Below are 12,813 nucleotides of genomic sequence, written 5' to 3' on the forward strand. Positions count from 1 at the left end.
CCGAGCGCGAGCGCGAGATCGCGGTCATCGCCGCCAAGCGCGAGGCGGAGCGGGAGGCGACCGGCGTCACCGTCACGGCGGAGGCCGAGCGGCGCGCGGCGGAGGACCGCGCCAACGCCATCACGACGCTGGCCGAGGCCGAGGCGACCGCCGCCGCCTCGAAGGCGGAGGCCATCGCCAAGCTCGGCCAAGCCGAGGCCGAGCGCGAGCGGATGATGAACGAGGCTCGCAACGCCCTCTCGGCGGAGGCGCGCGCCTACGAGACGGGCCTGAAGCGCCTCGGCATCATCCCGGACGCCCTGCGCGAGAGCATGCGGGCGGTGGAGAAGATCGATTCGATCCGCATCTTCGACGCGGGCGGGATGATGGGTGGCGGCGGCAACGGTGTGTCCGCGAGCTTCGGCGACAGCTTGTCGGGCCACCTGCTGCGCTACCAGTACAACAGCCCGATTCTCGGTGCGATCCTGAACGAGGCGGGCTTCTCCGAGGGCAAGGGCAGCCTCGACGCGCTGGTCGGCGGCCTGCGCGACGGGGCGGCGAAGCCCGTTGCCGACGGGCACGCGAATGGGGGCGCCGGCGTCTGAGGCCGGCCGGACGTCGTGAACCCGAGGCCGCACCCCTCCCCGGCCGCGCCGCGAATTGACGGATCGCGGCCCGGGTGGGAAAGCCTGGGGCCATGAGCGACGCGACCGCCTCCCGGAATCCCGCCCCCCTGCCCTCGCCCGACGACCTCGCCGCGCTGAAGAGCGAGGCTCAGGCCTGGTTCGCCACCCTGCGCGACCGGATCGTCGCCGCGCTGGAAACGCTGGAGGCGGAGGCGGAAGGCCCGTTCCACCCGGACGCGCCGGCAGAGGCCAAAACGTTCGAGAAGACGCCGTGGCAGCGCACGGACCATAGCGGCGCGCCGGGCGGCGGCGGCGTCATGGCGATGCTGAAGGGCCGGGTGTTCGAGAAGGCCGGCGTCCACGTCTCGACCGTGCACGGCGAGTTCGCGCCGGAATTCCGGGCGCAGATGCCGGGCGCCGCGGAGGATCCGCGCTTCTTCGCCACCGGCATCTCGCTGATCGTCCACCCCTGGAACCCGAACGTGCCGACGGTGCACATGAACACCCGCTTCGTCGTGACCACGAAGGCGTGGTTCGGCGGCGGCGCCGACCTCACCCCCGTGCTCGACCGGCGCCGGACGCAGGACGATCCCGACACGCAGTTCTTCCACGCCTGCCTGCGCGAAGCCTGCGAGGCGCACGCTCCGGCCGTGAACTACGAAAAATACAAGGCGTGGTGCGATGAGTATTTCCACCTCAAGCACCGCAACGAGCCCCGCGGCATCGGCGGCATCTTCTACGACTATCACTGGACCGGCGAGCCGCAGGCCGACCTCGCCTATACCCGCGACGTCGGCGAGGCCTTCCTGAAGGCGTATCCGGAGATCGTCCGGCGCAACCTCGGGCAGGCTTGGAGCGAGGCCGACCGGGAGGAGCAGCAGGTGCGGCGCGGGCGCTACGTCGAGTTCAACCTGCTCTACGACCGCGGCACCATCTTCGGCCTGAAGACCGGCGGCAACGTCGCCTCGATCCTTTCGTCGCTTCCGCCGACCGTGCGCTGGCCTTAGAACCCTCGCCCGCGAAACCCATGGCCGAGTCCGTTCCCACCCAGTTCGCCCCGCAGCAGGAGGCCGCGCTCAAAGCCATCGCCCGCTGGCGCAAGGAGGGCGGCTCCCAGGTCTTCCGCCTGTTCGGCTATGCCGGCACCGGCAAGACCACGCTCGCCCGCCGCATCGCCGACGACGTCGACGGCCCGGTCGTCTTCGGCGCCTTCACCGGCAAGGCGGCCTCGGTCATGCGCCAGAAGGGCTGCCACGACGCGGCGACGATCCATTCGCTGATCTACCGCAGCAAGGAAGGCGACGAGGGCGGCCCGACCTTCACCCTCAACCGCTCCGGCCCGGCGGCCAAGGCCGACCTCATCGTCATCGACGAGTGCTCGATGGTCGATGCCGATCTCGGCCACGACCTCCTCTCCTTCGACAAGCCGGTGCTGGTGCTGGGCGACCCCGCGCAGTTGCCGCCCGTGCGCGGCGGCGGCTTCTTCACGGAAGCCGAGCCCGACGTGATGCTCACCGACGTCCACCGGCAGGCCGCCGACGACCCGATCGTGCGCATGGCGATGACGATCCGCGAGGGCGGCCGGCTGGACATCGGCCAGTATGGCGAGAGCCGCGTCATCCGCCGCCGCGACATCGACCCGGCCCAGGTGCTCGACTGCGACCAGGTGCGGGTCGGCCTCAACCGGACCCGGCGGCTCTACAACAACCGCCTGCGGGAACTGGCCGGCCACACCGACCCGATGCCATCGGTCGGCGAGAAGCTGGTCTGCCTGAGGAACGACCGCACCAAGGGCCTGCTCAACGGCTCGACCTGGACGGTGCAGGCGCTACGCGCCCCGCCCCGCCCCGACACGATCCGCCTCGACGTGGTGCCGGAGGACGACCCGGCGGTGCGGCGCCGCGCGGTCGACATCAAGGTGCTGCGGCAGGTGATCGAGGGTTCGGAGGAAGAGATCCCGCTGTTCCTGCGCCGCGAGACCGACGAGTTCACCTACGGCTACGCGCTGACCGTGCATAAGGCGCAGGGCTCGCAGTGGGACAAGGTGGTGCTGTTCGACGAGTCCTACGCCTTCCGCGAGCACCGCGCCCGCTGGCTCTATACCGGCCTGACCCGGGCGGCGCAGGCGATCACCGTGGTGGTGTGATCGGGGTCATGCGGAGATTGCAGCGTCTATTCTCCGCGTGATATGCGGAGAATGTGGCTTACATCTACGATCGGCCGGATTGGCTGCGCTTCCGTTGGGACGAGGCGGCTTTGGCCACGCGCTTGGCCGAGGTCCGTCACCATCAGGGTCGGTTGCTCGGCCGCATGGAGGCGCTGGGTTTCGAACTCGAGACCGAAGCCGTCTTCCAGACCCTCGTTCAGGATGCCCTGAAGACCAGCGAGATCGAAGGTGAGATCCTCGATCGCGAACAGGTCCGCTCGTCGGTCGCACGGCGGCTCGGTCTCGACCGCGCCGGGATGGTGCCGGTCGAGCGCCCGGTCGAAGGGCTGGTCGCGATGCTGCTCGATGCGACGCAGGGACATGCGGCACCCCTGACGACGGAACGCCTGTTCCGCTGGCACGCGGGCCTCTTTCCGGAGGGCGGGCACGGGCGCAAGGCCTTCACGGTCGGCGGCTGGCGAACGGACGAACTCGGCCCGATGCAGGTCGTCTCGGGCCCGATGGGCCGCGAGCGCGTCCATTTCCGTGCGCCGCCCGCCGAGCGGATCGACGCGGAGATGGCGGCCTTCCTGAAGTGGTTCGAGGCGCCCGACACGAAGACCGATCCGGTGCTCAAGGCGGCCGTGGCGCATATCTGGTTCGTGACGATCCACCCTTTCGACGACGGCAACGGCCGGATCGCCCGCGCCATCGCCGATCTCGCACTGGCCCGTTCAGAGGGAACAGGGCAGCGCTTCTACAGCATGTCGTCGCGGCTGCGGGTCGAGCGAAGCGAGTATTACGCGACCCTTGAGGCGACCCAGAAGGGTGACCTCGACATCACGGTCCGCCTGGCATGGTTTCTCGAGGTGCTCGACCAAGCGCTGAGCGATGCCGAGGCTGCGTTGGCGGCCGTGATCCACAAGGCGAAGGTGTGGGAGCACCTGGCGACCAGGACCATCAACGACCGTCAGCGTCTGATGATCAACCGCATCCTCGACGGCTTCCAGGGCAAGCTGACGACCACGAAATGGGCCAGGATCGCCAAGTGCTCGCAGGACACGGCCCTGCGCGACATCGAAGGGCTGATCGCGGCGGGCGTTCTCGTGAAGGAGCCGGGGGGCGGCCGCAGCACGAGCTACGCACTCGCCCTGTAGCCGCGTAGCAACCTCACCCCGCGGCCCGCGCCTCCACCGCCGCGAGCAGCGTGCAGAGCGCCACCGCCTCGGCCGCCGTGCGCACGGCGTCGAGCTTCGGGAAGGTCGGCGCGATCCGCAGGGTGCGGTCGTGCGGGTCCCGCCCGTAGGGATGCGTCGCGCCGGCCGGCGTCAGGGCGATGCCCGCCTCGCCCGCGAGCCGGACCACCTGCGAGGCGGTGCCGTCGGTGACGTCCAGGGTGACGAAGTAGCCGCCGAGCGGTCGGCTCCAGCGGGCGACGTCCCAGCCGTCGAGACGGGCGGCGAAGGCCTCCTCGACCGCCGCGAATTTCGGGCCGATCAGGGCGCGGTGCCGATCCATATGGGCCGCGATCCCGGCGGCGTCGCGCAGGAAGCGGACGTGGCGGAGCTGGTTGAGCTTGTCCGGGCCGATACTGCGGCGCCCGGCCTGCGCGAGGTACCACTTCACGTTCGCAGACGAGGCGGCGAGCATGGCGAGCCCGGCGCCGGCCAGCGTCACCTTCGAAGTCGAGGTGAACACGATCGGCCGGTCGGGATGCCCGGCCTGCGTGCAGGCCTCGAGGATGTCGACGAGGGACGGCCGCGCCTCGGTGAGGTGGTGCACCGCGTAGGCGTTGTCCCACAGGATGCGGAAGTCGGGCGCCGCCGCCTTCAGAGCCGCGAGCCGCCGCACAGTCTCGTCGGAATAGGTCTCGCCGCTCGGGTTCGAATATTGCGGCACGCACCAGATGCCCTTCACCGACGGGTCGGCGGCCTCGCGCTCGACCGCCGCCATGTCCGGCCCCTCCCCCGTCATCGGGATCGGGATCATGCGGATGCCGAAGCCCTCGCACAGGGCGAAGTGGCGGTCGTAGCCGGGCACCGGGCAGAGGATCGTGATCGGCTCCTGCTTCGACCACGGCCCATCGCCACCGGGCACACCCTTCAGCAGGGCGTAGACGAGCACGTCGTGCATCAGCGCGAGGCTCGAATTGTTGGCGATCACGATCTGCTCCGGCGGCGCGCCGAGCACGGGGGCGAACAGGGCGCGGGCCTCGGGCAAGCCCTGCAGGTTGCCGTAGTTGCGCGCGTCGGTGCCGTCCTCGGCGGTGGTGTCGCGGTTGCCGGGCAGCGCCAGCATCTCGGCGGCGAGGTCGAGTTGATCCGAGGCGGGCTTGCCGCGGGTCATGTCGAGCTTCAGCCCCTGCGCTTTGAGGGTCTCGTACTCACCGCGCAGTTTGGAGCGCAGCTCTGCCAGGGCATCGGGCGACAGGGTGGACAGCGACGGCATGGAATTCCTCTTGGCGGTGCCGAGCGAGCGTTCGAGCGCGCCGCGTCGCGTCGGTCAAGACCGATCCGGCGAGAAGGCGTGCACCGCACCGAAGCCGCTCGGTCACACTGTGGCACAACGGCCACGAGCAGATCGACGGCGTCACCAAACTCCTAACGTTTCGTCTCGCGCAAGCTTGGCCTTAACGCGCCGTTAACCATTCTCGCCAAAAAGCTCAGACCGTCAAATGTTGGAGGAAGCGGCACGCGGGGAAGGTTGAGCAGCAGCCAACACGCCCCTCGGGCCAGCGACCGACAACATCCGACAACCCTTTAACAGTTCAATCGGCCAGAGCGACGCGCGAAGGACATTCGCGCGGGACGCAATGACCTCGCACATCTTCGAGAACTGACGATGTACATCGTTGTCGACGAGCGGCAGAGCGTCACCGACCATTACGTTGCCGGCTTCGGTGCCGAGGGCGTGAAGGCGCGGGGACTCGCCGTCGGATCCATGAGGGGCTGGCTCGACGCCGCGCCGCGGATCGACGTCGAGGCGATCGACGGCTTCCTGATCGGCGACTTCGCCGACCGCGCCTCCTGCACCGTGGCGATCCGCTCGCTCAGCCGGGCGCCGATCATCGCCCTCAACGAGACCCGCTCCCTCGAGCAGACCCTGGCCCTGTTCACCGCCGGCATCGACGACGTGGTGCGCAAGCCGGTCCATGTCCGCGAGATCATCGCCCGGGCGAGCGCGATCCGGCGCCGGACCGGCCGCGGCGTCGAGCCGGCTCCGACCCCCGACCGGGCCGGCCGGCTCAAGGTCTACACGGACGGGCGCGATCCGGAGATCGACGGCACCTGCCTGCTCCTGCCCCGGCGCGAGCGGCACATCCTGGAATATCTGTCGAAGAACCGCGGCCGGCAGGTGACGAAGGGCCAGATCTTCACCGCGGTCTACGGCGACCTCGACACCAGCGTGGAGGAGAGCGTGGTGGAGGGCCACATCAGCAAGCTGCGCAAGAAGCTGCGGATGCGCCTCGGCTACGACCCGATCGAGGCCAAGCGGATGGCGGGCTACACCTTCGTCGGCTGAGCCGCGCGACGAACGGCAGGATCGGCTTCAAAAACCCTTGAACGCAGAAAGGGCCGCGCTCGAGATGAGCGCGGCCCTTTCTGCATTCAGGATTGCCCGGCCGCGACGGCGGCCGGGACGTCCCGCCTTAGCGGAACAGCGACAGCACGGTCTGGCTGCCGGAATTGGCGATCGAGAGCGCCTGGACGGCGAGCTGCTGCTGGGTCTGGAGCGCCTTCAGCTTGGTCGACTCCTCCTCGATGTCGGCGTCGACCAGGATGCCGATCGTGCGGTCGTTGGCCTTCATCAGCGTGTCGACGAAGGTCTTCTGGCCGTCGATCTGGGTCTTGCTGGCGCCGAGCTTGGTGCCGGCATCCGTCACCTTGGCGATCGCCTTCTCGACCTGGGTGATGATGTTCTGCAGGGCCGTGTCGCCCGCGGTGCCGACCAGGCTGCCGATGTTGATCGTGGCGAGCGAGAACGTGGTGCCGGCATCGACGGTGTCGAGGATGCCCTTGCCGGTCGTCGTTCCCGCCGCGGTTCCCGCGCCGGTCCGGGCGTCGGTCGCGGCGGGCGTGCCAGCGCCGAAGCCCACGTCGATCAGCGTGTTGCCAGCGGTGGCGGCGACGTTCAGCACCGTCACCTGGGCGTTGGTGCCCGCGCCGGTCGCCGTCGTCGTGAAGGTCAGGCGGCCCGCGCTGTCGAGCGAAGCCGCGACCTTGCCGGCGAGGGGCGTCGCGGCCGTGTCGGCGGCGATCTGATTGTTGATCGCGTTCAGGAACTCGTCGGTGGTGACGCGCGAGAGATCGGCGGCGGCGGAGGACAGGTTCGCCCGGTTGAGGGTGATCTGCGCGGTGGAGCCGTCACCGAGCGACAGGTTGAACTTCACCTCGTTGGTGCCGCTGAAATCGGCGGTGCCGCGGTTGGCGACGACCGCATCGGCGGGACGGAACGCCGCCGTGCCGGTGAGGGAGGTGGTGCCGAACACCTGGCCGGCGGTGGCCGCCGTGGTGATGCTGGACGCGTTCACGTCGTAGAGCTTGATGGCGTTCACGTCGACGCCGATCTTCGAGAAGGTGACGACGCCCGACGAGGCGCGGGAGAAGCCGGCCACCACGTTCTGGGTCGCCTGGTAGCTGGTATTGGAGGCCGAGGAGTCGACCGAGAGCCAGTTCTGGCCCGAGGAGGTCGACGAGTCGGCCGTGGCCTTCATCTTGTCCTGGATCGCCTTGATCTCGGTCTGCACCTTGGCGCGGTCCACGCCCGGCTGCAGCGCGGTCTGCAGCTTGGCGCGCAGGTTCTGCATGTCGGAGAGGATCGAGTTCAGGCCGTTATAGGCGGTGTCGACGGCGGAGGAGCCGAGGCCCAGCGAGTCCTTGACCGCCGAGAGCGAGGCGTTGTCGGTGCGCACGGTCGTGGCGATCGACCAGTAGGCGGCGTTGTCGGAGGCGGTCGAGACGCGCTGGCCGGTGGAGACGCGGTTGCTGGTCGCGTCGAGCTGCTGGTTGATGCCCTTGAGCGTCGTCAGCGCCGTCATGGCGGAGATGTTGGTGAGCAGGCTGGTCACGGATCTGTCTTCCGGGAATGATGAAGGACGGGGCGGTTCTTGAGGACCGGGCTCGCACCGGTGCGGCCGCACGGCCCCGAAAAGGGGGCCGCGGCGAGCCCGTCGGGCTCGGAGCGCCGCGCATCACACCTCCGGACTCGCACCGGATCAGCGGACCGACATCATGTCTATGAACCCGTCTGAGGGTTCACCCGCTGGCCTGTTCTCGAGGGCGCCGCCTGGTTGCGGGAAGCGCCTGTCGATGGCGTGAGAATGGCCGGGGCCTGTTACGAACCGATTAAGCCGGCCGGAGCACCGCCGTCCCATCCGACACCCTCCACAGGCCGGGGGCCCGTCTGTGGACAAGAGGCCGGAGCGGGATCCGGCCGCGCTGCAATCGAAGGGTGGTTCAAGCGACCGGCTCGCCGTCGAAGGCGACGCCGACGAAATCGCCGCGGCGCCAGCACAGCCGGGCGGTCATCGTGCGCAGGTCGTGCGCGGCGATGACGAGGGAGAAGGTCTCCGGCAGGACCTGTTCGGGCGCGACGCGGATCTTGGCGCCCGTCCGCGAGAGGTCGCGCACGGTGCAGGCGACCAGCCGCTCGGGACCCAGGACGATGCGCCCCTGCTGCACGACGCGGTGACGCCGGCCCGCCCGCGCCACCGGCTCGGCCGGGTTCGGCACAACAGCTTCCCGCGGATCGGCCATGCTCGCTTCCCGGCGCCTCGTTCCGGTTTCGGCTTAACGACCGTCCGCAGCGCTGTCGATGAGACGGGGCGGCCGTTCGCGCAGCGTCGTTAACCGGGCGTCAAGCATAAACGTACACGGATCGTGAACGATGACGCTCCCGCTCCCCGGGCGGCGCGCCGCGAAGACGTTTCGTGCGCAAGCGCCCGGGACCGATCCACCGAGGCCCGCATGACGCCAGATCCTGCACGGCGATCCCCCTCCGGGGGCGCCGAACGCATCCCCGGGCTCCCGTCGCGGCCGCTGGCGGGAAGCATCGCCGCCCGCCGGGCCAGGGAGGCGGCGGGGGAGCGCACCGTGCTCGCCGGCCTCGTCCTGCTCGCCCTGACCGCGGGCGGCTTCGCCGGCTACGCCATCTCGACCGGCACCCACGGCTACGACGTGCAGGCGGTGCTGCCGGCCGGCATGACGCCCTTCGCCTGGAAGAAGACGGTGGCGCAGGGCCGCCTCGCCGACCCGGATTTCGATCCCGTCACCACCGGCTCGCTACCCGACCGTCCCGTGGCCGCCGGCCCCCAGGGCTCGAGCGAGCCGCCGATGCCGCCGCCCGTAAGCCTCGCCGCGGGCGGCTACGCCCTGCGCGGCGTCGCCGACGGCGTCGCGACCCTGGAGAGCCGCGACGGGCGGCTCACGGTCTCGCTCGGCAGCGTCCTGCCCGGCGCGGGCCGCGTGCTGTCGATCCGCCGCACCGGCGCGGGCTGGGTCGTGATCACGACCGAGACGATCATCGGGCCCGCCTCGTGATCCCGGCCCGCATCCCCGCCGGGCAAGCCTGGAGCAAGCGTACGGGCCTAGAGGCAGCCTCGGACCCTGCCCTCGCCGCGCCGATGGCCGCCTTCCTCCCGCGCTCCCGCCCAGGCGCCCGCCCGTGACCGACACCCTCACCAGCTACCGGCTGATCGCCAAGGATCTCAGCGCCTCCCTTCAGCGGAAGGCGGCCGAGCCGAGCGTCGCCCGGGAGACCGCCTATTACGAGGCCAATATCGGCCGGGTGAAGTCGGTCGACGACCTGCTCGGCGACCAGCGCCTCTACGCCTACGCCATGAAGGCCTACGGCCTGGAGGAGATGACCTACGCCAAGGCGTTCATGCGCAAGGTGCTGGAGGAGGGTGCCGCCAGCGCGGCGAGCTTCGCCAACCGGCTCGCCGACGACCGCTACACCGCCTTCGCCAAGGCGTTCAGCTTCGGCCAGGGCGTCTCCGCCGCGGGCGCGGATGCGGCCAGCTTCGGCCTCGCGCCCCGCACCGCTTCGCTGAGCGCCCCCAAGCTGCTGGCCGACGCCTACGATTTCAGCGGCCGGTCCGAGGCGAGCTTCCTCGTCGAATCCCGGCTCGATGCCGCGACCACGCAATCGGTCACGATCCGGCTCAATGCGCAGACGCTCGCCGGACGGGTGGCGGACCTGTCGAAGGTAACGCCCGGCGAGATCGCCGCGGCGGTGGCGGTCCAGATCGATGCCTCGGCCCTCAGGGGCAAGGTCCAGGCGGGGCTCGCCGCCGACGGCAGCCTGTTCTTCGAGACCACCGGCCTGACCGATCTCGGCGCCGACGGGGCCGCGGGCGGCACCGGGCGCGATGCCGACACGCTGGTGAGCGCGGGCGGGGCGATCCGCACCCTGGCGATCCGCAACGTGCCGCTCACCGCCGGACGGACCGCCGCCGATATCGGGTTCGGCACGGATCTGGGCCCGGACTCGATGGCGCTGGCCGTCACGCAGGCCTACCTGCAGCAATCGCTGGAGAGCGAAGCGGGCGACGCCGACACGGGCGTGCGCCTCGCCCTCTACTTCGCCCGCAAGGCCCCGACGCTGACGAGCGCCTTCGACATCCTCGGTGACGCGGCGCTGAGCCAGGTGGCCAACACCGTGATCGGCCTGCCGGCGACGAGCGGCGCGGCGACGAGCGAGGCCCTGGCCAAGCGCGCCGAGCTGATCGCCACGAAGATCGACGTCGCGAGCCTGAAGGATCCGGCCAAGCTCGACGCCTTCGTGCGGCGCTTCGCGGCGATCTGGGATGCGCAGAACAACACCGCCAGCGCGCCCGTGCTCGCCCTGTTCACCGGCTCCGGCGGCATCGACGCCGAGACGCTCACGAACCTGCAGACGTCGCGGGCCGGAGGTTAGAGCCGTGCAGAGCAGTCTCTACGTCGCCCTGTCGAGCCAGATCGCCCTCGAGAAGCGTCTGACGACGACCGCCAACAACGTCGCCAACATGGCGACGGTGGGTTTCCGGGCGGAGGAAGTCAGCTTCTCGGAACTGCTCGCCCGCTCGAACCGGGGCGAGGTCGCCTTCGTCGGACCCGGCAAGAACGCGATCTCGCGGGTCGCCGGCCCGACGACGAAGACCGATTCCGCCCTCGACGTCGCCGTCCAGGGCGATGCGTGGCTCGGGGTGAAGGGACCGAAGGGCGAGACGCTCTATACCCGCGACGGCCGCCTGACGATGGATGCCAACGGCCAGCTGCGCACCGTGGGCGGCCTGCCGGTGGTCGATCCCGGCGGCGGCGCCCTGCTGCTCGATCCCCAGGCCGGTCCGCCGGTGATCGGCCGCGACGGCAGCATCCACCAGGGCGTCAACCAAGTCGGCGCGCTCGGCCTGTTCACCCTCGATCCGAAGGCCGCGCTGACGCGCTCGGGCCCGAATGCGATCGGCGCGAGCATCCCCGGCCGGCCGGTGCAGGACTTCACCCGGATCGGCCTTGTCCAGGGCTACGTCGAGGGTGCCAACGTCAACCCGATCATGGAGATGACCAAGCTCATCGCGATCCAGCGCGCCTTCGAGAGCGCGGCGACGATGACCTCGGAGGCCGACAACACCCTCACCGGCGCCGTCAAGACGCTGGGTCCGCAGGGCTAGCCGGATGAGCACGATGAGCACGAACGCCATCGAGCGCCTGGAGAGGGCGATGGAGGCCGGGCGCCGCGACCTGCCGCTGGTGCGGGTCGGCGGCCCCGTGCGCGAGGTGACCGCCAGCGCGGCGCGGGTCGCGGGCGTCTCCGCCTTCGTGCGCCTGGGCGACCGCATGGGTTTTTCCGCGGACGGCCGCACCCAGGTCGGCGAGGTGGTGCGCATCGACGCGGCCGGCGCCACGGTGAAGCCGTTCGAGAGCCGGATCGAGGCCGGCATCGGCAGCCTCGCCCACCGCATCGGCCCGGCGCAGCTGCGTCCGGCCCCGCGCTGGAAGGGCCGGGTCATCGACGCGCTCGGCCGCCCCGTCGATGGGCTCGGGCCGCTCTTCGAAGGGCCGGACAGCGTCCCGCTCGACGCCGACCCACCCGCCGCCATGACCCGGGCGCGGGTCAAGGCCCCGCTGCCGACGGGGGTGCGGGCGATCGACCTGTTCACGCCGCTCTGCGCCGGACAGCGCATCGGCATCTTCGCCGGCTCCGGCGTCGGCAAGTCGACCCTGCTGGCGATGCTGGCCGGCGCCCAGGGCTTCGACAGCGTCGTGGTGGCGCTGGTCGGCGAGCGCGGGCGCGAGGTGCGCGAGTTCCTCGAAGGGCCGATCGCCGCCGCGCGCGACCGCGCCGTGATCGTCGTCTCGACCGGCGACGAGAGTCCGATGATGCGCCGCCAGGCGCCGAAGGTGGCGCTGGCGGTGGCCGAATCGTTTCGCGATCGCGGCGAGTCGGTGCTGCTCATCGTCGATTCCGTCACCCGCTACGCCCACGCCGCCCGCGACGTAGCGCTCGCGGCCGGCGAGCCGGCGGTGGCACGCGGCTACCCGCCAAGCGTCTTCTCGGATCTGCCGCGGCTGTTGGAGCGCGCCGGCCCCGGCGCCGAGGGCACCGGCACGATCACCGGCATCTTCTCGGTGCTGGTCGATGGCGACGACCACAACGACCCGGTCGCCGACTCGATCCGCGGCACGCTCGACGGCCACGTGGTGCTCGACCGCGCCATCGCCGAACAGGGCCGCTATCCGGCGATCGACCTCCTCGGCTCGATCTCGCGCCTCGCGGGCGAGGTCTGGACCGGGGACCAGCGCGAGCTGGTGCGCAAGCTGAAAAGCATGATGGCCCGCTTCGAGGAGACACGGGACCTGCGCCTCATGGGCGGCTACCGCGCCGGCAGCGATCCCGACCTCGACCAGGCCGTGAGCCTCGTGCCGCGGATCTACGAGGCCCTGCGCCAGGAGCCGGGCCAGCCCCCGAGCCGCGACGCCTTCCTCGAACTCGCCCAATCCCTGCGGGGATGAGCGTGATGTCTCATTTCGAAGATCCGGCGGACGGCCGCCGCCCCGCATTCGCGGGGGCGGACAGCGATGC

Annotated in this window: 12 protein-coding genes; 9 read left to right on the top strand and 3 right to left on the bottom strand. The window is 70.6% G+C overall.

All coding sequences use genetic code 11. The annotated features are described in order from the left end of the window. The 4 genes from MFF42_RS10090 to MFF42_RS10105 all read left to right on the top strand — a co-directional run. The coding region (locus MFF42_RS10090; RefSeq protein WP_283206868.1) for a flotillin domain-containing protein at positions 1-584 on the top strand (584 nt) is incomplete at its 5' end. 92 nt (positions 585-676) lie between these two features. Beyond that, entirely contained in the window at positions 677-1,612 is a 936-nt protein-coding gene (gene hemF, locus MFF42_RS10095; protein ID WP_238255625.1) for an oxygen-dependent coproporphyrinogen oxidase, read from the top strand. A gap of 20 nt (positions 1,613-1,632) precedes the next feature. Next, on the top strand, positions 1,633-2,751 hold the full coding sequence (locus tag MFF42_RS10100) for an ATP-dependent DNA helicase (RefSeq protein WP_238255627.1): 1,119 nt from the start codon (positions 1,633-1,635) through the stop codon (positions 2,749-2,751). A 53-nt stretch (positions 2,752-2,804) separates the two neighbouring features. After that, the gene (locus MFF42_RS10105) at positions 2,805-3,908 is read left to right on the top strand and encodes a Fic family protein (RefSeq protein WP_238255630.1); all 1,104 of its coding nucleotides are present in this window, start codon (positions 2,805-2,807) and stop codon (positions 3,906-3,908) included. Between the two features lie 13 nt (positions 3,909-3,921). Here the strand turns inward: MFF42_RS10105 and MFF42_RS10110 are convergent, their stop codons facing one another. Continuing rightward, the gene (locus MFF42_RS10110) at positions 3,922-5,199 is read right to left on the bottom strand and encodes an aspartate aminotransferase type Ic (protein WP_238255632.1); all 1,278 of its coding nucleotides are present in this window, start codon (positions 5,197-5,199) and stop codon (positions 3,922-3,924) included. A gap of 393 nt (positions 5,200-5,592) precedes the next feature. Between MFF42_RS10110 and MFF42_RS10115 the strand changes: the two genes are divergently transcribed. Next, positions 5,593-6,273 (top strand): response regulator transcription factor, encoded by a 681-nt coding sequence (locus tag MFF42_RS10115; RefSeq protein WP_238255633.1) that lies wholly within the window; start codon positions 5,593-5,595, stop codon positions 6,271-6,273. A gap of 127 nt (positions 6,274-6,400) precedes the next feature. Here the strand turns inward: MFF42_RS10115 and MFF42_RS10120 are convergent, their stop codons facing one another. Both MFF42_RS10120 and MFF42_RS10125 read right to left on the bottom strand, forming a co-directional pair. Next, positions 6,401-7,819, bottom strand: a complete 1,419-nt coding sequence (locus MFF42_RS10120) for a flagellin N-terminal helical domain-containing protein (RefSeq protein WP_238255634.1) — start codon at positions 7,817-7,819, stop codon at positions 6,401-6,403. Between the two features lie 388 nt (positions 7,820-8,207). After that, positions 8,208-8,507 carry a PilZ domain-containing protein gene (locus MFF42_RS10125; RefSeq protein WP_238255636.1) on the bottom strand — a complete coding sequence of 100 codons (300 nt, stop codon included), beginning with the start codon at positions 8,505-8,507 and terminating at the stop codon, positions 8,208-8,210. A 210-nt stretch (positions 8,508-8,717) separates the two neighbouring features. Here MFF42_RS10125 and MFF42_RS10130 point away from each other — a divergent pair, with 210 nt between their 5' ends. The 4 genes from MFF42_RS10130 to fliI all read left to right on the top strand — a co-directional run bounded on the left by MFF42_RS10130 (position 8,718) and on the right by fliI (position 12,743). Beyond that, positions 8,718-9,290, top strand: coding sequence for a hypothetical protein (locus tag MFF42_RS10130; RefSeq protein ID WP_238255637.1), 573 nt, complete (start codon positions 8,718-8,720; stop codon positions 9,288-9,290). Between the two features lie 124 nt (positions 9,291-9,414). After that, positions 9,415-10,668, top strand: a complete 1,254-nt coding sequence (locus MFF42_RS10135) for a DUF1217 domain-containing protein (protein WP_238255639.1) — start codon at positions 9,415-9,417, stop codon at positions 10,666-10,668. A gap of 4 nt (positions 10,669-10,672) precedes the next feature. Further along, positions 10,673-11,401, top strand: a complete 729-nt coding sequence (flgF, locus tag MFF42_RS10140) for a flagellar basal-body rod protein FlgF (RefSeq protein WP_238255640.1) — start codon at positions 10,673-10,675, stop codon at positions 11,399-11,401. Positions 11,402-11,414: 13 nt separating this feature from the next. Then, positions 11,415-12,743 (top strand): flagellar protein export ATPase FliI, encoded by a 1,329-nt coding sequence (gene fliI / locus MFF42_RS10145; protein WP_238255641.1) that lies wholly within the window; start codon positions 11,415-11,417, stop codon positions 12,741-12,743. The last annotated feature ends 70 nt before the right edge of the window (positions 12,744-12,813 follow it).

This window comes from Methylorubrum podarium (assembly GCF_022179745.1).
Lineage (GTDB): Bacteria > Pseudomonadota > Alphaproteobacteria > Rhizobiales > Beijerinckiaceae > Methylobacterium > Methylobacterium podarium.